We start from the raw sequence: 20,218 nt of genomic DNA, 5'->3' as shown, positions 1-20,218 counted from the left end.
AAATTGCGGTGGGCTCTATGGGGGCATTGGCATGAGGCGGTTTCGGGTTGGTGTGTGCGCGGGAGCGGTCGCTGCCTCTCTCCTATTGAGTTCGGCGAGCTGGGCCCAGGATTCGTCGCCACGAGATTACGACGTTGCATCTCAGGATTTGAAATACGCGCTTCGCGATATGGCGCGACAGTCCGGACTTGAGCTCGTGGCGCCAAGCGGCGACCTGCGGGGCAAGCATGCGCCGGCTCTGAAAGGGCACTACACACCTGAACAGGCGCTTGCTCAGCTCTTAAAAGGCACCGAGCTCGTCGCGGAAATTAGCGGTGGAACAATTTACATCACGGGGCGAGCTGAAGCCCCTCGCGCGGCGGTAGCCGACGCGGCGGGCGGTGGAGCGGATATCGTCGTCACAGGTTCGCGGATCCGCGGTGCGGAGCCTGCTTCGCCTCTAACGCAGACAACCAGAAGCCAGATTGAAGGTGGCGGCTTCACCGACCTCGGTTCTTTCGCTCGTAGTATTCCTCAAAACTATGTCGGTGGGCAGAATCCGGGCGTTATTTCGAGCGTGCAAAGCGGATCGGAAAACTTCAATTCGTCGTCCACCCTGAACCTGCGGGGCCTTGGGCCGGATGCGACGCTGACGCTGCTAAACGGTCACAGACTCGCCTATGATGCCGTCAACCAGGGCATCGATATATCGTCAATTCCGCTTGCGGCAATCGAGCGCGTTGACTTGGTAGCGGACGGCTCATCAGCCTTGTACGGTTCAGATGCCGTCGGCGGCGTGGCGAATATCATTTTGCGTCGGGACTTCGAGGGCGTGTTGGCAAGCGCACGCTTCGGCGCTGCGACAGATGGCGGTGATGTTCAACACCAATCCAGCGCGGTCACCGGGCATCGGTGGTCGACGGGCGGCTTCATGGTGGCTGGCGACTTTAACAGGAGTTCGTCCATCACCGCGGGGCAGCGATCCTACACCCAAACACTGCAGCCGAACATGTCGCTGCTACCCTCGCAACGCGAGATCAGCGGTGTCGTTTCTGGTCATCAATCGCTCAGCCCGGCAGTAGAGTTCGATATCGACGGGAACATTAACGAGCATGAATCGCGAGCGTCGCTACCTTTTACGAACTCCGCCGACGCAACCCAATTGGGCGTGGTCACGACGCCGAAGGTCTTCAGCTATTCGATCAGTCCGTCCCTGAAAATCGACCTGCCCGCGAATTGGCAACTGATCGCCCGCGGCAGCCGCGCGGCAAGCGACAGCAAGGCGCAAGCAGCAATATACTTTTCGGGCAGCTTGTTCGCTCGCAATATGGTCCGATACGATAATGGCTTGTGGTCGGGAGAGCTCAGCGGTGAGGGGCCGGTCTTCACCTTGCCCGGGGGCCCGGTCAGGGTTGCTGTCGGAGCGGGTATCCGCTCGCTGAGCCTGGTTGCTTCGGTACAGCAGATCACGAGTGCCGGCGCGCAACCGCTTCTGGCATACGATGATCATCGAACCGTCGCCTACGGCTACGGAGAATTGTCCGTGCCCCTCGTCGCAGAGGCGAACGACATTCCGCTGGTCAGGCGGCTACAACTTTCCGCCGCCGCCCGCTACGAGCACTATAGCGGCATCGGCGGGTTGGCGACGCCCAAACTCGGCCTCATTTACAAGCCCTTTGATGATTTGACGCTCAAAACCAGCTGGGGTCGATCGTTCAAAGCGCCGACCTTGGCACAGATCAACCAGCCAAAATCGGTTGCGCTCGTGGCAGCAACCGATTTCTTCCCCTTGCCAGCCGATAACAGAAACATTCTCCTGGTGAGCGGGGGAAACGAAACGCTCAAACCGGAGAAAGCGTCGAGTTGGACCGCGACTGCGGAGCTACGCCCTTCTTCGGTGCCCGGTCTCAAAGTCCAGTTGAGCCGTTTCGAAATTCACTATTCTGACAGGGTCGTTGTACCAATTTTGGATTATACGCAGGCGTTTAGCGGCACGACTTATCAAAACCTGATATTGTTCAATCCCACGCTAGCGCAAGTCGCAGCGGAAACAGCAGGACTGCCTCTCGGCGTCGACAACCAAACCGGGGGTGCCTATGATCCCGCAAACGTCGGAGCGATTATCGGTAACCAATACCGGAATGCAGCACGCCAGGTTATAAAGGGATTTGATTTTGATGCGGCCTATGACTTCAACATCGGCCGAGACAACTTCAATCTAGCCGGCACCGCGAGCTATCTCAAAAGTCGCCAGCGACTGAGCGCCAACCAACCAGATCTCCAGCGAGCCGGCGTCATTTTTAATCCGCCGCACTGGCGGGCGCAGGGGAGTGCCGACTGGTCACACGATGTTTTCACGCTGACGGCTGTCATCAACTATATCGGAAGCACCGAGGACAATCGGGCAACGCCGTTTGTAACAGTTCGCGACTTCGTGTCGGTCAATGCGATACTGCGGATAAAACCCAAGGGATCTGGCCTCGCGGCGGGGCTGGATATTGTCGCATCTATCAGCAATCTCTTCGATGAGAAGCCGGGGTTGATCCGTACATCGGGCGGAACAAGTCCGAATTATGACGCGACCAATTATCCCAGCATCGGTCGCTTCATAAGCCTTACGCTGACCAAGCAGTTCTGATCGTGATCCGTCCGATGTTGTGCTGGGTGGCCCTGTGGCTACTCACTTTCCCTGCCTGCGCGGCGGCAGCGGCGGCGAATTGTGATCGTGTTTTGGCGGTCGACCGGTCAGTTGCAGCCCGCACACTTAGAGCCGAGGACTTGGCGGGCTTGCTTGATATGGGATCACTGCCCGATCTCACCGAGGATCCGCTGTTCACATTGTCGCCGGACGGAAGCCAAATCGCCGTCGGCGTCAGGCGGGCAGTCCCGGACTCCAATACCTACTGCAGCGGAATCTATATTATTTCAAAAGATGGGCGGGCCAATCTCGTCGATAGCGGGCCGGGAGCCATATTCTGGAAGTTCGATAACCTTCTTGGGAAGGCAGACTTCCCGACCGGCTTCCCGTTGGTGATCACTCCGCGTTGGGCGCCAGATGGGACGACAGTGGCTTTCCTCAAGCTCGTCGGCAACAAAGTCCAGGTCTGGCGAACAGCAGTAGACGGATCAGGCGGAGGAGCCCTGACACACGGCGATCAGGACATCGAGGATTTCCGCTTCACGGCTGATGGCAGTGCGATCGTCGTCAAGACCCTGGACCGGGAATCCTCCAGTCTTGCGCTGGGCCGCGAGGCACTGATCGGCTATCATTTTGACGGCCGATTTTCACCGGTGGCTCGAAACGAGCCGTTCGCTCCCGGCCCCCTCCCCGTGTCCTATAGCGTCGTTATCCTGACCGGACAGGTACGAAGCGCAACGAGCGCGGAGGCAGAGCTTTTTAGTGGCCTTGGAGCAGCTCCATCGGTGGACAGATGGCAAGCCGGCACCAGGGAAGACAGTTTGGGGGTGGGTCGCGTCGTTGCTCGGCGCGAGGACAAGGAAATCGTTTGCCCCAGCCCTTTGTGCGGTGGGGTAATCGGTAAGCCCGAACTCGCCGGAATGAATCACGTCCTGTACCTGCGGCGCGGTGGTTGGGCCGACAGTCAGACGGCTCTCTATGATTGGGAGGTGGGAACGGCGACGCCCAGGAAGCTATATGAGACCGATGCCGCGCTGATCGATTGCATTCCTGCGGGCGAGAGCGCCATCTGCGCGCGTGAGACGTCGCTTCAGCCAAGACATCTGGTGCGCATCGACCTCAGTACGGGCCGAACGGACACGGTGTTCGATCCAAACCCGGGTTTTGCCCATCTCGATCTCGGGGCTGTTCGGCGTTTGCGATGGAGCAATGACCAGCGCGTCCCATGCTTCGGTGATCTTGTATTTCCCGTGGGATATAGGAAAGGCAAGCGTTACCCTTTGATCGTGGTACAATATACTAGCCGTGGATTTTTGCGCGGTGGGACGGGCGACGAGTTCCCGATTCAGTTATTCGCCAATCAAGGATATGCCGTTTTAAGCGTGCAAAGACCGCGCTCCCCGATCGTGGCGGCGGGCGACGTCTCGCAAGCGATGCGGGACCGGGCAAATTTAGAGAATTTTCGCGAGCGCAGAAGCATTCTATCTGCCGTGGAAACGGGGGTGAAGCAGGTCATCGCTGACGGGATCGCTGACCCTGAGCGCGTCGGGATAACAGGCTTGAGCGATGGTTCGACCACTGTTCAGTTTGCTATGATCAATAGCGATCTTTTCAGCGCCGCGTCCGCGAGCGGTTGTTGCTGGGAACCATCGCAAGCCTGGATCCTTGGCCCCGCCGGCCAATCCTACTATCGGGAGATCGGATGGCCGGATCTGACCGCGGATCGGCAAGATTTTTGGTCGCCTGTTTCACTCGCGCGCAATGCGTCGCGCGTGCGGGCTCCGCTTCTGATACAAGCACCGGATGACGAGTATTTGGGCGCATTGGAAAGTCTGACGGGCTTGCGCGAGAAGGGCCGTGCCGTCGATCTTTATGTGTTTCCGCATGAGCACCATGTGAAGCTGCAACCGGCTCATCGTCTCGCGGTGTATCAACGCAACCTGGATTGGTTCAACTTCTGGGTTCGTGGGCTCAAGCCGGAATCCGCCCCAGACCATGTGGAAGAGTTCAATCGGTGGAGCGCCATGTGCCGCACCATGGAGGCCTCGTATCAGACTTTCTGTCATGAGGCCCTCTAGTTCGAATTCGGGTCAGGCCCTACGGGGCGTTCGTTTGTCCTTCCTCCCAATTTCGGATCCAGGCTTCAATATCGAGGAAGGACAGAAGGCGCATATATCCAAGCCCTATCGCGGGTCCTTGACGGAGAGCATGGTCGATGGCGCCGCCGTCGAGAAATCGCCTGCGCACCAACTCGCCGTCCAGCAATCGCTCGCGAATCTCAGTAGCCTTGGCTTCGATTATGCTCAGTGCAAAACCTCCCGGGCTTCCCTTTTGCCTGCGATCAAGGATCAAAGGCGGGAGATGTTGCTGGAACGCGCGTCGTACGACAGATCTGTTGATACCACCTTCGAATTGGCGCCAGGTTGGTATTGCCAGGGCAAGCTCAAGCACGGGCTGGCTGGTAAGTGGGTTGATCACGGGAAGATCATCGGATCGAAGATACCCTTCGATGTGGTTCTGCATGCGCAAGAGAAAGGCGATATGGCCCAGCTTGCCAACCGCCGCCCCGGGTGGACTGGATAACCAGGCGTGATCGTATGTTGTTTTGCGGAGGCTCGCTGTCAGGGCTGCGTCTAGAAAGCTGGTTTCTCTCTCCCAGACGTACTCGTGCCGCGGCCGGAGCGCGAACGAGGCGATAGCCTTCAGGGCTTTCCCCGAACTAACCCGTGTGATGGAGCAAATGTCATTGAAGGTATGAAAGGCGCCTACGGAAAACCCATCATCCTTGAGACGGTCGAAGAATGGTCGAACCGAGCTGCTATTATAGAATACGTTGTCTCCGCCATTACCGGTTATCACCGCGCTGGCACCGATTTCCCGACATCTTCTGACGACAGCCGAATAGAGAGCAAGTTCGTGAATGGCCGCGACCGGCTTTGGAAGGCGTGCCGCGACAGACTTGGATAGGTCTATATCGTCGAGGCTGTAATGGTGCTCGTGGAGATGGAGGCCTTGGTGGGAGGCCATTTCCTGAGCATATTGCCGTTCGTCACCATAGGCATCCGACGAGACCATTGTCATGGCGGATATTTGCGTCGCCGCGCCAGCAAGGCATGATGCCACAACGGAGGAATCGAGGCCCCCCGATAACATTAGCAAGCCTGAATCGATGTCGGAGACTGCGGACCGTACACACTGATGAACGGTGCGCCAAAGCCGGGCCGGCAAGTCTTCGCTCTCGGGCGGAGCATCTCGCTCCACATGGTCCCAAGGCGACCAAGCCAAAGCAATTTCCGCGCGATCATTGCTGACCGTCAACGTCGTTCCAGCCAGCAGTTCGCGAACGCCCTGGAGGCCGGTATGCTCGAAAGGCAGGTCCTTCGCGCTGAGATAGCGAGGGATTTGGTCCCACGCGACATGAGGGCGGAGGAACTTGAATTCGACAAGAAGGCTGATGTCGGAGGCGATAGCATAGCCATCCACGAGCCTCAGATAGTAGCATGGGCATGCAGCGCCTGGGTCGCGGAGGATCGTCACGCCGCGTGGTTGCAAGAAGCACGCGACATATTCGCCCCAGTAGCGATTGATCAAGCCGGCGACGCTCTGTGACGCGATGCGATCCCCCTCCTCCTGATCTTCAGGAGATATCGAACGGGCGGGGCCGAATTTCGCGAAGAGTTTTCCGATAATACATCCCGTACCGCGCGGGAGGATCAAGCTGGCCATTTCATCGTTGACCAACGCCCGGAAACCAGGCCGTTCGATTGCAACGTGCATCGCGCTGGCGCTACCTAGCACCACTTTTTGCCGGTCTTCGTCGGCCACGCGACCGACAAGGATCAGGTATCGGGTGACCATTAGACGGCCATGATCGGCGTGAACGTTCGGACATATTCCACGCGATCGTTCAGCACGGTGTCTCCTGCCTGCAGCCAGCTGTGGGCCGAAAACGGCGACGGGTAGACGCCGAACACCAGCTGAGCGTCGGCACTAAGCGAGAGTCCGACATCAAGCGCCGCCAATGAGCTGGTGAGACAGTGATCGGAATTTATGCGTAGCATATGCGTGGCGAGGAAGGCGCCAGCGATTTTCGGCCACTGCCCCTCGGAGTTAGCCGAGATCCTGTCTGACAGTAACGTGCGGCGTTGGCATATCCACCGGACTGTATCGATAAGCGTCCTGCGCCGTAGGCGTCGGGCCGCCATAAGCTGAGCCAGAATGCAGTGGGCGAGCAATCGCTTGGTATTGGACCGCGTGACACACGGGATATCCCGCGTGGGAGTCGGAAGATTTGGCGCTGAATGCGATCTTCGCGGTTGAAAATCTTGAGACATCAGGCCTGCTTCGACCAGTTGGGCGATATCCGTTGGTTCGGCCATTTCCGACTGCATGGTTCGTTGGAACGCTGCATCGAGTGTGGGCGACAAGGCGAAATATCGTGCAGTTGCCAAGTTCAGAAAAACCACACGTCGATTAGCAACGCAAAAGGCGATATCGGCTCGGAGACTATAGCCGCGACTATCCATAGCGAGCATGTTGCCAATGTTTCTGAATGAAATCTGAGAAGGGCGCGCACTGCCCGAGCAGTGCGCGCCGCAGGCGGTCAGTCGTCCGAGATCCCCGACTGGTTCATGGGGAGCGTGAACGTGTCAGGGCCGCCTTTGTTGGCGCCCTTGGTTTCGGTCACGACCGACCCGAGATCGATGATGGGTTGGTCGAGTTCGGAATTTGCGCGGTCCATAACAAAGCTCCTTCATTTGCCGCGGATTGCGGCGGTGCAATGCTACCGGCCGGGGAGCGTATTCGAGACGTTATAAGTGCCCGATATGGGAGCTTATATGCGTGGCCGACGCTAGACCGGAGATGACGCTCACGTCGCTACGGATTGGGCCAATCTAATCAAATTCTTGCGCGGCCATCGCGCCGCCGCCCGATTTTATAAGAGCTGGAACGCGGCGCAATCTCCGCCGATGATAGGCCCAGATAGCGTCACGGATGGTCGATTCTCGACCGGACACGGTCGCGATCCAGACCGCTTGGAGTTCGCCAACACGGTCCTTGATCGACGACTCGCGCAACCGAGTCGCATACAGCTTGTCAGCCACGGTCGCGATCGCCGTCGCATGAAGCCGGTTGCGCGAGCCGGCTGCCAGTCGGCCGAACAATTCCGTCGTTGCGTCGGTGATCGCGCGGGTATCGTTTGGGTCAAGAGCGCCCAAGGTAGAAGACATGTCGATGCTGATGCTGGGGCTTGAGCGATGTTTGATCGCGAGACGCAAGACCTGGCCATGCCAGACATACAGATCCCGGAGATCTTGTTCGGTGAGGACGGGAAGCTGGAAGCCCCCGCCATGATGTGCCTCGATCAAACCCTCCCCTACCAGTCGGTGAATGGCATCGCGCACTGGCGCGATGCTTGTGCCAAATTCCTCGGCTATTGCCTGTGCGACAAGCGTGGTGCCGGGGGCGTAATATCCGCCGACGATCGCACGGCGCAGGCCTGCATAGACCCGCTCGGAGGTAAGCGCTTCGGGCGCCATCTTCCGCGCGACCTCAATCTTCGTCGTCAGTTGACGGACACGGAGCCGTTGGCCGTAGCCGGCTCGCGATCGAATCAACGTAATAGTCGCCGATGCATCTGATGCAGTGCTCTTCAAGAGCAGCAATATCATCGAGGAGTAGTTGCCGTGGAAACGCCATCTTATGATCCATGAACATCAGCGGGATCAGGAAATAGGAGGCTGGAAGCCCCACGCCGGAAGCGCAGCGCAGATGATCCTCAATCGAGGATTTCGGATTGCCCGACTCGATCTCTCGCAGCCAGCGCACACCGATGCCGACATCGGAGGCAAGCTGCTCCTGCGTCTTCCGTTCTTTCCGTCTCCGCTCTTCGATGCACTTTCCCGAGATCACCTTGATCTGCGCAAGGACAGTCGCATCTCCAATGCTGGATGTGCTTTGAAGCGACACGTGCAGGTTCTCCCTGACTGTTGCTCAAAGCTCCCTTTGCACAGTTCGACAGGGCGGAAACTGGTGTTAAATATGCCCGCGGTCAAATCCAATCGTTTCCAAATTGGAAGACGGCGAGGGTCGCAACACCGGAAGTGCGGCCCCTTAACTAACGTGGATACCGTTAATTTTTCTTTGCCCGTCTTGGTCTCTGGCCGGCGATACGGCGATAAGCCTGGGCAAGGTCCTTATCTTCCGCGGTTCGGAATGAAGCAAGACCGACGACGTAAAGCTTGCCGACTGGTGGGCTCTGCGCAAATCGATCGGATGCGACCAAGCGTTCGCACACCAGCTGCATGATCTCGGCGAGTTCCGCCGAAGATCCAACAAAGCAGGTCTTGTCGCCCGTGCATTGCAGGCAGGAGCGCGTCTCGAGCTCGGCCGCGATATCGTCGGGATCCATGCGCTCGAGAAGCGCGACCGCGACGGAAAAAGTCGCCCCATAAGGAATGAAGTCGCGCAGGACCTGTGCCAGGCGGTAGTGGCACGCAAGGAACAGGTCGATTCCCTGGTCCGACAGTCGCAATTTGTAGGTCCTTGAGGCCGCCTTTCCCATTTTCCCCTTCCCTGCGACTCGTGCCTGTCTCCTTATGGCTTGACGAGATTTGAGCCCAAATGGGCACTTGATGAACGATTAGAGACCCAAATTGCGGCACGGATGTGCCGATTGCGGTCCGCGATTGCCGCCTTCGGCACGGCAGTGCCCTGCCTATTGCGGTACCCCGATCACTTACTTCATGACGCGGTCATCCCGATTTGGGGTGACGGCGAGCACCGTTCGACAACTCAGCGCTCCCAGCCCGATCCCGATCAATTTCCCCGGTCATCGCAGACGCGATTCCCGGACAGAGGAGGCGTGTCTGATGACCAAACGAATAGTCTTGAACAGTCTGGGCGGCGTCTTGCTTGCGCTCATCACTATGCCAGCTTCGGCCTGCCCCCGGCAAGTTGCCGCGCCCGTCAGCACACCGGCGCCGCGGGTTCGGGTCATCGCGACGGCCGATGGTTTTGCCATCGCGGCGAAGACTGAGGCTCCTGCGGCGGCGGCGCCCCACTCGGCTGTGCCGCTCGGCGTACAGATGCAGATCGACCGTGATGCCTTCGAGTGCAGCACGCGTCGCTTCGCGAGTGCCCGCCCGTGAGTGGCGCGACGTCCAGGGCGGTTCGGCGCGTGTCACTGATTGCTTGCGCGATGACGCTTGGTCCGAGCGCGATCGCGCAGTCGGCGCAAACGGCGGAGCAGAGCGATACGGCGCCGTTCAGTGCTGCAACGGAGGAAGCGCAGCAGAAGCTGCAGCAGACCTTCACCAACCTGAAGTTCGACGACTTCGGACCGGCACCCGTCAAGGGTCCCATCTATCAGGCGACCGCGGGCGGACGCATCATCTATTATGCGCCGGAGAGCGAGCAAATCCTCTTTGCCGCAGTCTACGACAAGAATGGCGTCAACATCACGGCGTTGGCCCAGGATGCGAGCGCGCGAAAGAAGCTCGGCGTGTTGGATCCTGCGAAGGCACTGGCGATCGGGCCCGAAGGTGCGCCGACGGTGATCGAGTTCACCGATCCCGAATGCCCCTATTGCCGCGCGCTCGAGAAATTCTGGATCGCCAAGGCAGCAGAGGGGAAACCGGTCCGGCGGCTCATTTATTTCGTGAGCGGCATTCACCCGCAGGCCGCGGCGAAGTCCGAACACATCCTCTGCTCGGCGGACAAAGAGGCCGAGTTCAAGTCGATCTATGGCGGCGCGCAGCCGGCAAGCTTGCGCAAATGCGCGGCGGGCCATGCCAAGGTCGAGGCCGATGCGATCGCCGTCCAGAAGATCGGTATCAGCGGCACGCCGACGCTGATCATCGACGGCAAGCTCGTCTCGGGCTTCCAGCAGGGTGAGCTTGAGCAATTTCTCGCGGACCATTCGGCGAAGATCGATGCGAAGCATTGACGATCGTCGCGCGCGAACGCGCGCGCCCTTCCTTCTTGGCGGCCGTTCGGGGGGCCGGTCCGGGCGTAGCGCCTCGGCCCCACCGACACGGGCCGGAATGCCGACGGCCGTGGCTCCTTTGGAGCCGTCCACCACGCCGCTCGGCCGCCAACGTGTCCTCACGGTGTCGGCAGGCATCTTCCCGGGCGGCTCTACCAGTGCACGGAGTGGCAAAATGATCAGGAAAATTGGCAAGCATGTGTTCGGGGTCGCGAATATCGGCGTCCCTTTGGTTTTGTTCGCAACGATGAGCGGGGGCGCCCACGCGTTCACCGCGCCCGCAACGGGCGACCTTGGCTACGACATCTACAACATTGTCGTGAACAAGGGCGTCAAGGGCCCGATGGGGTTCGTCGCCGGCGTCGCGGCCTTCCTCTTCGGCGTGTCGCGGCTGTTCTCGAACGTCATGATCGGGATCCCGACGATCGTCGCCGCGGTGTGCCTCATCAAGGCGGACACCATCCTCCAGACCTTCGGGATGGTCGTCTGAACTGATCGGCCGTGCGGGGCCGATCAAGTCCCCGTGCGTCCCACGAGCCGGGCCGAGAGGCCTGGACACGACAACCCGGGCTCTTCGGGCTGTCTTGAAGCAGGAGGAGAAGAGCGTTGGACGAACGTCTGCCCCAGTATCTTCATCTGCCGGTCCAGATCCTCTGGTTCGGCGCGGATGAATTCATCCTGGTCATGTCGACGATCTTTGTCGCCGTCATCGTTGGCGGCGTGATCGGATGGACGCTGATCGGCGCTCTTCTCCTTTTCATCCCCTGGAAGCGCACCAAGCCGCGCGGGTTCATCCCCCACCTCGCCTGGCGCTGGGGGCTGCTTCGCTTCCGTCATTATCCGGGTCCGACCCAGACCCGCTTCTTCGAGTAGAATGGCCATGGCGCTTTTCCGCAAATCACGCCCGAAGGACTGGGATCCGCTCGCCGACAAGCCGGCGAGCTGGGGCATCCACCGCTATCTTCAGGGTTCAGCCAATCTCTTCGAGGAGAACAGGCTGCTCAAATTCGCGATCGCCGGTCTGTTCGGCATCACCGCTGTGCTCGGCATGCTGATCTACACCTCGAACCAGAATCAGCGGACGGTCATCGTGCCGTTCGGGACGGGCGGCGACCTCTATGTGACGGGAAATGCGCCCTCGGCGCCGTACCTGCGCACGATGACGCGAAACATCGTCAGCCTGTCGGGTACCTATTCGGCCTATTCCGCCGATCCGCAGTTCCAGGAACTGCTGAGCATCGTCCACCCCTCCGCCTATAACAGCATCCGCGACACCCTGACCGCCATTCTCGACGAGCTCTCGGACAATCCGACGCTTTCGATCGCGACCTATATCCGGCCAGACCAGCCCGTCCTGACCACCAGCACCGACATCGTCGTGCCGGTCGAAAAGGTCCGCGTGATCGGCGGCGTGATCCGCAAGTTCCGGGGCAATCTTCGGATTGGCTACGCGATCGACAACGGCCGCTTCTGGCTGACGTCCCTGCATGAGGAGAATTTCGATGCCGAAACTCGGTAATCGCGGCCGTGCGAGCCTGCTGACGGCCGGCCTCATCTTCGCGGCACCGCCGGCATTCGCCCAGGCGATTACCGCGCTGCCCGATCAGACCGCCTCGATCCGGCTGTCCAATCGCGACGTCAACCACATCATCTGCCAGGGCGGCGAGATCGAGGACGTCAAATTCTCGGCCGAAAAGGCGATCGCGGTCGAGCGAGGCGGGTCGGACGCGTGGATCAAATTCCTGGTGAAGGAGATCGACGGCGAAGGCACGCCGACGCGGACCTATGTGACCACGCCTTCCGAATTCTTCGTGTCGTGCAATGGGGCGATCTACCCGCTCTACACCGAGCCGTCGGACATCCCCGCGCAGACCGTGATCCTGGCCTCGGGCACCGCGCAGCGCGCCCGCGCCAATCAGGATCTGCTCGGTCCGCTGGTCGAGGAAGAGCGCGCCGTCTCGATTACGCTGTCGATGTTGCAGGACCGCGTGCCGGCAAGCTTTGCCGAGGTAGCGCCGATCGCCGGTGATATCGTCCTGCCGACCTTGCCCGCGGCGCGCCTCCATGAACGCCGGCGGTTTGCAATTGAAGGCGCTGGCCTTTCGGCATCCGAATATCTGGTTCAGGCGTCAGCCGACCTTGTCCTCGCCGAGCCCGAGTTCCTGGTGTCGTTGCTCGGCTCGAACATCTTCGCGGTCACGCTCGATCGTATCGCGCTGAAGGCGGGCGATAGCGCACGGCTCATCATCATTCGCCGGGGAGCTGTCCAATGAGCGAGAGACCAGAAGAGACCGCACCGGATGCCGCTGGGCCTGGTGAGCAGAGCCCTTTCCAGGCGCATCTCGCCGCTCAGGCGGCGCAGGACGGCGGTGACGACGCGCGGGGTGCGGCGCTGCTCGACTGGCGCGCGCGCTGGGACTCGCTGAGTTCGACGGGCAAGCTGCGCGTGAAGCAATTCGGCGTGGCCACGGCGATCGGCGTGCTTGGCTACGGCCTCTATTCTGCGAGCACGGCCGACAAGCCGGTCGTTGCGGCGCCCGAGGCCTCCAAGCTCGATATGGGCGCGGGCCTGCGCGGCGACAGCCTCGAGGTGAAGCTGCGTGGCGATTTGAAAAAGGTTCTGGACGGCCAGTCCATGCTCGGCGATCGGGTGACGGCGATCGAGGAGGGCAAGACACCGATCGGAGCGCAAGGCACCGGCCCCGTGGCAGCAGGGGCGGACGGCGCGCCATTGCCGCCTGCCCTTCCCGGCGGCGGCGCGCCGGAGTTTCCGCCATCGCCATCCGGTGCTTCGGGCGCGGCGGGCGACAATAGTTTGCCAGCCCCGCCATCCGCACCGGTGGGACCCCCCGCTCCGCCGGCACCGCCGGTCGAAAAAGTGGTGGGTGCAATCGGGGCCGCCACATCGCCGGTCGTCCAGAAGGATGCGGCCGCGGCGTCGGACGAGTCGAAAAAAAAGATTCGGACGATCTATTTGCCGCCTGGTTTCATGAAGGCGCGGCTGCTGACGGGCGTGGACGCCTTGGCGAGCCACGACGCAACCTCGAACCCGGAGCCGATTATCGCGCGGGTCCAGGCGCCGGCCGTGCTCCCCAATGACGTCAAGGCGAACCTCTCGGGCTGTTTCGTCATCGGCAACGCGACCGGCAGCCTCGCCAAGGAGCGCGTCGAGATCCAGCTCGTGACGCTTTCCTGCGTCGACTTCGACGAACATTCGGTCGTCGACCAGAGCGTCAAGGGTTTCTTTGTCGATACAGACGGCAAGAAGGGCCTGTCGGGCAAGGTCGTCACCCGCGCCGGCGCGGCATTGGCCCGGACCTTTATCGCGGGGACCATCAGCGGCATCGCCCAGACGGTTGAGAACACCTTTGGTGATACGTCGACCTCGGCGCTCGGCACGGTGAGGACGCTTAATGCCGGCGATGCCGCCAAGTCCGGCATAGCGGGCGGCCTTTCCAAATCTTCGGACAAGCTGACCGATTTCTATCTCGATCTCGCGCGCCAGGCCGGCCCGATCGTCGAGGTCGGCGCGGCGAAGGACGTGGTCGTTGTCATCCAGGAGGGCGTGACCCTCGAAATCAAACCATCGGCGGGGAGCAAATTCTGATGCCCAGGACCCTTTCACGCAAAGTCTCGATCCGCAGTCACCGACTGCTTCTCATGCCCGTAATCGCGGCCCTCGGCGGGTGCGCGACACTCGGCTCGGTGATGTCGCCTTACTCCGAAAAATATAGCTGCAAGAACAGCGACCATGGGCAGTGCGTCCATCCCGAGAAGGCCTATGAGGATGCGGTCGCCGGCCGGCCGTCCCGGTCGGACCCTGCCGTCACCAACGACAAGAAGCTGCTGCGTGGCCAGGCTGCTGCACCGGCAATGCCCGGCATGGTGTCTGGTGCGCTGGGCAAAGGCGCGGCAGCGCCCGCGGGTGCCTATCTCGGGTATAAGGACAGCGTCTATCGCGAGCTTCAGGGGCTGATCGACCAACCGGTCACGCCGATGCTCAAACCGCCGCGAACCGTTCGCACGCTGATCCTGCCTTATGCCGACCGTCAGCGGCCCGACCGGCTCTACATGCCGCGCTTCGTCTTCTCGATCGTCGAGACGCCCGCCTGGGTCGTCGGCGACTATCTGGTCGATCCGGTCCAGCCATCGACCCAGGCGCCCGTCCTGGGTCAGGTTCAGGAGCGCGAGATTGACGGGACGATCTCTGCAACGGCGTTGGCACCGCCGGCCAGGGACCCGCGCACGCTGGTACCTGCGCCCATGAATGCGCGCCCGTTGGCACCGACGCCCAGGGCTTCGAGCAGGCTCGTGCCCGGGCCGAAGGATCAGAGCAAGTGAAGGCGCGCGGCACCCGAACTGGCGGCGACCTGAGCTTTGCCCAGCTTCGGCAAAGCGTCGCGCGTGATCGCTTCTCCGATTACCTGCCGCTCGTCGCATGGGACGAGGATGAGGAGGCGTTCCTCTGCATCGACGATGGCTGGGGTTATGGCTGGGAGCTTGTGCCGAGCGCCTACATGTTTGCGCATGTGCATCAGGCGCTGCTCGGGCTCCTCAACATCCACTTCCCCGATGGCACGGTCCTTCAGCTTCACAGTTTCGCCGATCCGCTGATCGAGACGACGCTCGATGCGTTTCTCGACCTCAAGACCCGCGACGATCCCCTGATCCAGGCATCGGCCAGGCGCACCGCCGATTATCTGCTGGCGGGGACGCACGGGCTTCGCGCAATGCACGGCATTCCCGTCCGGGATTTTCGTACGATCCTGTCGGTGAAGACGAGGCGGCCGCTGAGTAGCGACCTTCGCCGTCAGGTCGAGGAGCAGCTTGCAAAGCTTGGCATCGTTCGCTTGCCGCCAGAGGAGATCGTCTCCTTCTATCGGCGCATCTTCAATGGCGTGTTCGCCGCCGCTCCTGGCGTCTTCTCGTCGAGCCCCGATGCGACCGGCGCGGCGCCGCCGGTCCGCAAGCAGATCATCGACGCCGGTCCCGATCTCCTGTTCGAGGGACCGGAGCTGTTCCTCGGCAACCAGGTGGCGCGCTGCCTGACGCCCAAGTCACCGGCGCGGCGCATCACGGCCGAGCGCGCCAACCGACTGACCGGCGGCATGCGCGGGAGCGCGGAGGATAGCGACCAGATCGGGGGGCCGTTCCTCTACACGCTCAACGTCCTGTTCGATCACTCGCAGTTCGAGATTCACAAGCGCGCGCAGGTGCTCTCGGCGCAGAAGGCCGCCGGCAGCTTCGCGGTCGAGGTGAGCAAACAGATCGAGGAGATCGGTTGGATCCTCGACGAGGCCGGCAACTCCAAATTCGTGCGGGTGATCCCGACGGTATGGGTGTTCGGCCGCACCAGCGCCCATGCCCGCGAGATGGCGGCGCGCGCCAAGCGGCTTTGGGAAGGCGAACCCCTGCCCTTCATGATGCAGGAGGAAAGCTATCTCAATCCGATCCTGCTCACGATGAGCCTGCCGTTCGGGCTGTACCCGGACGGGCGCACCCTGCGAATGCTCGAGCGCGATTTCCGGATGCCGGTGAAGGCTGCGGTGCTGATGGCGCCGATCCAGACCGACTTTCGCGGTGGCGGGCGCCCTGCCCTCCTCTACACCGGCCGGAAGGGCCAACTGGTCACGCTCGACCTGTTCGATCCGCGCATCAACAATTACAATTTCATCGTCTCGGCGGAGAGCGGCGCCGGCAAGAGCTTCCTGCTCAACAATCTCTGCCAGCAATATTATGCGCAGAATGCGCTCATTCGCATCATCGATATCGGCGGCAGCTATCGCAAGCTCTGCACGCTCTGCTCGGGTCGTTACATCGACATCGGCGAGGAGAAGCTCGTCCTCAACCCGTTCGACATGGGCTTCGCGCTCGACGGCGAAGACAAGCAGTCGGCGATCTCGATGGCGGTCGCGATCGTCGCCGAGATGGCGAACGCCGCCACCCGCAAGGGTGTCACCACCTCGGAATGGAATCTCCTGAAATCGGCTGTCCAGTGGACGATCGATGAAGGTCATTCCGAAGAGGGCATCGATGCGGTCCGTGCATGGCTCGGCGCCTATCCCGCGTTCGCGGCATCGGATCTCGACCGCGTCGATCATCTGATACCGGTCTCGAGGGAATTGGCCTTCAACCTGCGCGATTTCGCGAGCGAGGGCGCTTACGGCCATTTCTTCAACGGCCCTTCGACCTTCGACATCACGGCCGACGAGTTCGTCGTGCTGGAGCTCGAACGGCTGAAGAGCATGCCTGACCTGTTCAACGTCATCGTCATGGTGGTGGTGAACGCGGTCACCCAGGAGCTGTATCTCTCAGGCCGCGACCGGCCGCGTTTCGTGCTCTGCGACGAAGCCGCCCAGTTCATGACCAAGACCGAAGGGCAGGATCTGTCACGACTCGCCGAAGCGTTCGGCCAGGGCTACCGCCGCGCGCGCAAATATCAGGGTTCGTTCGGTATCGTTCTGCAGTCGATGAACGACCTGATGCTGTTCGGGGGCACCGGTCAGGTCATCCTCGAGAATGCCGCGACGCGGTTCCTGCTGCAGGGCTCGACCTATGACAAGGCGGTCGAGAACAAGATCCTCGATTATTCGGGGTTCGTCCTCGAGCTGCTGAAGTCGGTCCGGAACTCGAAGCCCAATTATAGCGAGGTCTTCATCGACTCTCCGCTGGGTCTCGGCATCGCCAGGCTCGTCGTCGACCCCTTCTCGTACTGGATCAACACCAGCGCGCCGCAGGAGGTTGCCGCGTTCGAGGCGCTGCTGCGCGCCGGCCGCTCTCCGCTCGACGCGGTGTGTGAACTCGCCGGCGTCGATCCGGCCGAGATTCTTGGGTCTCGGCCCGAATTGCGCCTACATGAGGAGATTGCGTGATGCTGAAGCGCAAGCCTCCGCAGAACCAGATGGTCTTTGATCTGACGTCATTCGACAGCAGCAAGGATGCTCAGCTCGAACGGATGATCGAAGCACGCGTCGCGATCCGCGCCGAGGCGGCGGCGATCCGCTGGCGGTTCCGGCTGATGGTGATCGAGGCGGCGATGATGACGAGCCTGGTGCTCGCAGCCGGGTTCGCCCTCAACCAGCCCCATGCGATGGTGGTGCGCAGCGCGCTCATCGTCGGAGCGGCCTGCTTCGCGAGCGGCGTCATGCTGGTTGGCCTGTCCGGCGTTACCGGTCTGGCGATCTCCGCCGTTCGTCGGTGGAGGGCGCGATGATACGCGTGACACTCGCCGACGGCACCGCGGAGCTTATCGAGCGCGAGATCGAACCCCGCCGTCCGGGCGAGACGCTGTACGATTTCATGCTGCGCTCGGCGCATGAGACAAGCCTCGAGGCGAGAGCGCTGCGCGCCCTGCTCGATGCCCATGTGGCGAGCCTTGGCGCGGAGCGTGCGTCCGTCGTGCGGCGGCGACGTGCGATGCTGGTCGGGCAGAGTTTCATCTCAGGCTTGGTCGCGAGCGTCCTGATCCGGCCCGACACGGTCGGTGACGCCTGGATTATCGCGATGCCGGTGGCGGTCCTGACCTTGGGTGCCAGCCTGGTGCTGTCATTCTTCATGCCGGCCCTCGACAAGGGTGTCGTCCGGATGGCGCGGTGGTGGCGGCGATGAGGGGTATCTTGTCCTCGACGCCGTCGCTCGGCTCGATCCGTTTGCTGCTCGGCAGCAAGCTGCTGTTGCTGATCCAGGCGTGGATCGTGCTGCGCAGCGGTCAGCTTCTGGACGGTATGCACTGGTTTGTCGTCGGCGCGATCGTCGTCATCGCCATCCTGTGTCTCGTCGGCGCCGTCATCGGCGAGCCGGACGACAGCGCCGAAGACCATAACCGGCCGTGGCGGCGCAGAGCGGAGGGTCGTCATCATGAATGAGGCTATTGGCGGCGCGGCAAGCTTCACCACCCCTGCGCGCATTCGTGTCGTGTTGTTCCAGGGCGCCACAACGATCGTTCTGCTCGCCTGCGCGCTTGTCACCGCTGCGGCGCATGCCCAGACTTCGGTGATCGGACGCACCTGGCCGATCGCGGAACCCGATGCCCTGGAGGAAATCGAGGGTCGCACACAGAAGCTGCCCCCCAATATGGCGAGCCGTTTCGGCCCGCGCGCGAGCTGGTCGGCGATGAAGGCCGCTCCGCTGGCCGTAGCGCAGGCGAACCGCGTGCGGAGCGTCGTTCCTTTCTACACGCTCGATTTCGATGTGAAGCTTCCGGACGGCAAATTGCTTTATCCGAAGGGCTTCACCTTCAACCCGCTGACCTATGTGTCGCTGCCGCAACGCCTGGTCGTCGTCCGCCCCGAGGATCTTGGCTGGGCGCTGCGCACCGCCACGCCATCAGATTGGATCCTGCTTGCCGCCGGCCCGCGTGGCGGGAGCGATCCGATCACGCTCGGCCAGAAGGTTGGCCGCTCGCTCTTCATCCTCGAGCAGCGCGTGAAAGACCGTCTCGGTCTCGAGGTGGCGCCGGTCATCGTGTCGCAGATCGGCCAGAAACTGGAGCTGACCGAGGTGAAGCTCAACCGCACCGGGAGCGCGCCGCGATGACCCGTCTCGCATTGTTGCGCAGCATAGCGGCTGCCTTTCTGCTTCTCGTGCTGTCCCCGGCTTCGCCAGCGCATGCGTCGTCTTGTCCGACCGGGACGGTGTTCAACCCGATCACGAAAGTGCGCTGGACGTGCATCTTTCCGATCACTATCGGCGGCGTGAAGATCGGCACGGGCGACAAGCTCGGCAAGGCGCTCGACGCGCAGTCGTCCTCGAGTCCGATCTGCGCCTGCCGGAAGGGTGCGACCTTCTGGTTCGGGGTGAAGGTCTCCTTCTGGTCGCCCAATCGCATGGTCGACGTGGTGACCGAGCCAGGATGCATGATGGCGCTCGGCGTCGACCTGATGCCGACCCACGGCAAGCTGCAAGGCAGCCAGTCGTCGATCGCCGACGGGACGAACACGCGCAAGATGTTCGCGCAGATGCACTATTATATCTCGCCGGTCTGGAAGATGCTGGACATGTTCACGGACCTGCCCTGCTTCCAGGATGACGGGTTCGACGTGGCGCTCATCACCGAGGTGCTGCCGACCTGGCAGTCGGGGACGCTCGGCGCGATCATCCAGCCCGAGGGCATATTGTTCGGCAACCCCGCCGCGGGGCTCGCCTGCATGGCCGACAGCGCGGCCGCGGCTGCCGGCAAGGTTCTCGACCCGCTCTTCTGGTGCATGGGCAGCTGGGGTGCCACCTATCCGATCGCCGGCGACATTCATTTCGATGACTCGGTCGAAGCCTGGGCTGGCCTCGCCGCGCGCGGTACCTTCATGATGGGCCGCCTCGGCGCGCTCACCATCTCGTCGACTGACGGCTGCTCGTTCAAGGCCCAGCCGATCTGGACCAAGTCCCGCTACAAGCTCCAGCTGATGGAGCCGGTTAAGGGCGGGAGTTGCGTCAATATCGGCCGGCCAGGTTCCTTGTGGTCGAGCGCGAAGCACGCGCCCGGCAAGGACAATGCCCAATTCATGCTCTTCGAAAAGACGATCTGCTGCGCCGGAGTGTCGGTGCCATGAGCGGATCGTTTCACGGACACCTCGTCAGTTCCGGACGTCAGGCCGGGTCTGCCCGCCAGGACCCGTTGG

At 61.7% G+C, this 20,218-nt stretch carries 22 protein-coding genes; 16 read left to right on the top strand and 6 right to left on the bottom strand.

The window, feature by feature from the left end; genetic code table 11:
• Positions 1–169 precede the first annotated feature (169 nt).
• Positions 170–2,617, top strand: coding sequence for a TonB-dependent receptor (locus D0Z70_RS17270; RefSeq protein WP_239018989.1), 2,448 nt, complete (start codon positions 170–172; stop codon positions 2,615–2,617).
• A 2-nt stretch (positions 2,618–2,619) separates the two neighbouring features.
• On the top strand, positions 2,620–4,695 hold the full coding sequence (locus D0Z70_RS17265) for an Atxe2 family lasso peptide isopeptidase (RefSeq protein ID WP_147418784.1): 2,076 nt from the start codon (positions 2,620–2,622) through the stop codon (positions 4,693–4,695).
• A gap of 19 nt (positions 4,696–4,714) precedes the next feature.
• On the opposite strand, the gene D0Z70_RS17260 is transcribed toward D0Z70_RS17265, so the two are convergent.
• The 6 genes from D0Z70_RS17260 to D0Z70_RS17235 form a co-directional block, all read right to left on the bottom strand.
• Positions 4,715–6,442, bottom strand: coding sequence for an asparagine synthase-related protein (locus D0Z70_RS17260; protein WP_182914013.1), 1,728 nt, complete (start codon positions 6,440–6,442; stop codon positions 4,715–4,717).
• Between the two features lie 32 nt (positions 6,443–6,474).
• Positions 6,475–6,951: a lasso peptide biosynthesis B2 protein gene (locus tag D0Z70_RS25450; protein ID WP_275402223.1), complete on the bottom strand. Its 477-nt coding sequence runs from the start codon at positions 6,949–6,951 to the stop codon at positions 6,475–6,477.
• Between the two features lie 269 nt (positions 6,952–7,220).
• Entirely contained in the window at positions 7,221–7,358 is a 138-nt protein-coding gene (locus tag D0Z70_RS17250) for a benenodin family lasso peptide (protein WP_119748591.1), read from the bottom strand.
• A gap of 154 nt (positions 7,359–7,512) precedes the next feature.
• A complete protein-coding gene (locus tag D0Z70_RS17245) occupies positions 7,513–8,157 on the bottom strand; it encodes a GntR family transcriptional regulator (protein WP_182914011.1) in 645 nt (214 codons plus the stop codon).
• Positions 8,158–8,170: 13 nt separating this feature from the next.
• On the bottom strand, positions 8,171–8,587 hold the full coding sequence (locus tag D0Z70_RS17240) for a helix-turn-helix domain-containing protein (protein ID WP_119748587.1): 417 nt from the start codon (positions 8,585–8,587) through the stop codon (positions 8,171–8,173).
• 163 nt (positions 8,588–8,750) lie between these two features.
• Positions 8,751–9,182 carry a hypothetical protein gene (locus tag D0Z70_RS17235; protein WP_119748585.1) on the bottom strand — a complete coding sequence of 144 codons (432 nt, stop codon included), beginning with the start codon at positions 9,180–9,182 and terminating at the stop codon, positions 8,751–8,753.
• A gap of 307 nt (positions 9,183–9,489) precedes the next feature.
• On the opposite strand from D0Z70_RS17235, the gene D0Z70_RS17230 reads away from it, so the two are divergent.
• The 14 genes from D0Z70_RS17230 (at position 9,490) to D0Z70_RS17165 (ending at position 20,149) form a co-directional block, all read left to right on the top strand.
• Positions 9,490–9,768, top strand: coding sequence for a hypothetical protein (locus D0Z70_RS17230; RefSeq protein ID WP_119748583.1), 279 nt, complete (start codon positions 9,490–9,492; stop codon positions 9,766–9,768).
• Between the two features lie 50 nt (positions 9,769–9,818).
• Positions 9,819–10,565, top strand: a complete 747-nt coding sequence (locus tag D0Z70_RS17225; RefSeq protein WP_119748581.1) for a DsbC family protein — start codon at positions 9,819–9,821, stop codon at positions 10,563–10,565.
• 214 nt (positions 10,566–10,779) lie between these two features.
• Positions 10,780–11,094 carry a hypothetical protein gene (locus tag D0Z70_RS17220; protein ID WP_025549873.1) on the top strand — a complete coding sequence of 105 codons (315 nt, stop codon included), beginning with the start codon at positions 10,780–10,782 and terminating at the stop codon, positions 11,092–11,094.
• A gap of 116 nt (positions 11,095–11,210) precedes the next feature.
• A complete protein-coding gene (locus D0Z70_RS17215) occupies positions 11,211–11,477 on the top strand; it encodes a type IV conjugative transfer system protein TraL (RefSeq protein WP_033964762.1) in 267 nt (88 codons plus the stop codon).
• Positions 11,478–11,484: 7 nt separating this feature from the next.
• Positions 11,485–12,123 (top strand): TraE/TraK family type IV conjugative transfer system protein, encoded by a 639-nt coding sequence (locus D0Z70_RS17210; protein ID WP_119748655.1) that lies wholly within the window; start codon positions 11,485–11,487, stop codon positions 12,121–12,123.
• Entirely contained in the window at positions 12,107–12,877 is a 771-nt protein-coding gene (locus D0Z70_RS17205) for a type-F conjugative transfer system secretin TraK (protein WP_119748579.1), read from the top strand. Before D0Z70_RS17210 ends, D0Z70_RS17205 begins: the two co-directional genes overlap by 17 nt.
• A complete protein-coding gene (locus tag D0Z70_RS17200) occupies positions 12,874–14,211 on the top strand; it encodes a TraB/VirB10 family protein (protein WP_025549877.1) in 1,338 nt (445 codons plus the stop codon). The genes D0Z70_RS17205 and D0Z70_RS17200 overlap by 4 nt, the downstream gene beginning before the upstream one ends.
• A gap of 53 nt (positions 14,212–14,264) precedes the next feature.
• Complete coding sequence (locus tag D0Z70_RS17195) at positions 14,265–14,945, top strand: TraV family lipoprotein (RefSeq protein WP_239018988.1); 681 nt, start codon at positions 14,265–14,267, stop codon at positions 14,943–14,945.
• On the top strand, positions 14,942–17,476 hold the full coding sequence (locus D0Z70_RS17190) for a TraC family protein (protein WP_119748576.1): 2,535 nt from the start codon (positions 14,942–14,944) through the stop codon (positions 17,474–17,476). Before D0Z70_RS17195 ends, D0Z70_RS17190 begins: the two co-directional genes overlap by 4 nt.
• Complete coding sequence (locus tag D0Z70_RS17185) at positions 17,476–17,817, top strand: hypothetical protein (protein WP_081988696.1); 342 nt, start codon at positions 17,476–17,478, stop codon at positions 17,815–17,817. Before D0Z70_RS17190 ends, D0Z70_RS17185 begins: the two co-directional genes overlap by 1 nt.
• Complete coding sequence (locus D0Z70_RS17180) at positions 17,814–18,212, top strand: hypothetical protein (RefSeq protein WP_147418783.1); 399 nt, start codon at positions 17,814–17,816, stop codon at positions 18,210–18,212. Before D0Z70_RS17185 ends, D0Z70_RS17180 begins: the two co-directional genes overlap by 4 nt.
• 8 nt (positions 18,213–18,220) lie before the next feature.
• Positions 18,221–18,469, top strand: coding sequence for a hypothetical protein (locus D0Z70_RS17175; protein WP_182914010.1), 249 nt, complete (start codon positions 18,221–18,223; stop codon positions 18,467–18,469).
• Positions 18,462–19,139: a conjugal transfer protein TraW gene (locus D0Z70_RS17170; protein WP_239018987.1), complete on the top strand. Its 678-nt coding sequence runs from the start codon at positions 18,462–18,464 to the stop codon at positions 19,137–19,139. Before D0Z70_RS17175 ends, D0Z70_RS17170 begins: the two co-directional genes overlap by 8 nt.
• A complete protein-coding gene (locus tag D0Z70_RS17165) occupies positions 19,136–20,149 on the top strand; it encodes a TraU family protein (protein ID WP_119748572.1) in 1,014 nt (337 codons plus the stop codon). Before D0Z70_RS17170 ends, D0Z70_RS17165 begins: the two co-directional genes overlap by 4 nt.
• Positions 20,150–20,218 lie beyond the last annotated feature (69 nt).

Origin of the sequence: Sphingobium terrigena (genome assembly GCF_003591655.1) — a bacterium.
In the GTDB taxonomy this organism is placed as follows: domain Bacteria; phylum Pseudomonadota; class Alphaproteobacteria; order Sphingomonadales; family Sphingomonadaceae; genus Sphingobium; species Sphingobium terrigena.
The sequence above is the reverse complement of the archived record's forward strand: the minus strand, read 5'-3'. Positions and strand labels throughout refer to the sequence as shown.

Coding starts and splice junctions, on each gene's coding strand:
- D0Z70_RS17270 (WP_239018989.1), top strand. CDS start 170: ATGGCGCGACAGTCCGGACTTGAGCTCGTGGCGCCAAGCGGCGACCTG.
- D0Z70_RS25450 (WP_275402223.1), bottom strand. CDS start 6,951: ATGTCTCAAGATTTTCAACCGCGAAGATCGCATTCAGCGCCAAATCTT.
- D0Z70_RS17250 (WP_119748591.1), bottom strand. CDS start 7,358: ATGGACCGCGCAAATTCCGAACTCGACCAACCCATCATCGATCTCGGG.
- D0Z70_RS17245 (WP_182914011.1), bottom strand. CDS start 8,157: ATGGCGCCCGAAGCGCTTACCTCCGAGCGGGTCTATGCAGGCCTGCGC.
- D0Z70_RS17235 (WP_119748585.1), bottom strand. CDS start 9,182: ATGGGAAAGGCGGCCTCAAGGACCTACAAATTGCGACTGTCGGACCAG.
- D0Z70_RS17230 (WP_119748583.1), top strand. CDS start 9,490: ATGACCAAACGAATAGTCTTGAACAGTCTGGGCGGCGTCTTGCTTGCG.
- D0Z70_RS17225 (WP_119748581.1), top strand. CDS start 9,819: ATGACGCTTGGTCCGAGCGCGATCGCGCAGTCGGCGCAAACGGCGGAG.
- D0Z70_RS17220 (WP_025549873.1), top strand. CDS start 10,780: ATGATCAGGAAAATTGGCAAGCATGTGTTCGGGGTCGCGAATATCGGC.
- D0Z70_RS17210 (WP_119748655.1), top strand. CDS start 11,485: ATGGCGCTTTTCCGCAAATCACGCCCGAAGGACTGGGATCCGCTCGCC.
- D0Z70_RS17205 (WP_119748579.1), top strand. CDS start 12,107: ATGCCGAAACTCGGTAATCGCGGCCGTGCGAGCCTGCTGACGGCCGGC.
- D0Z70_RS17200 (WP_025549877.1), top strand. CDS start 12,874: ATGAGCGAGAGACCAGAAGAGACCGCACCGGATGCCGCTGGGCCTGGT.
- D0Z70_RS17195 (WP_239018988.1), top strand. CDS start 14,265: ATGCCCGTAATCGCGGCCCTCGGCGGGTGCGCGACACTCGGCTCGGTG.
- D0Z70_RS17185 (WP_081988696.1), top strand. CDS start 17,476: ATGCTGAAGCGCAAGCCTCCGCAGAACCAGATGGTCTTTGATCTGACG.
- D0Z70_RS17180 (WP_147418783.1), top strand. CDS start 17,814: ATGATACGCGTGACACTCGCCGACGGCACCGCGGAGCTTATCGAGCGC.
- D0Z70_RS17170 (WP_239018987.1), top strand. CDS start 18,462: ATGAATGAGGCTATTGGCGGCGCGGCAAGCTTCACCACCCCTGCGCGC.
- D0Z70_RS17165 (WP_119748572.1), top strand. CDS start 19,136: ATGACCCGTCTCGCATTGTTGCGCAGCATAGCGGCTGCCTTTCTGCTT.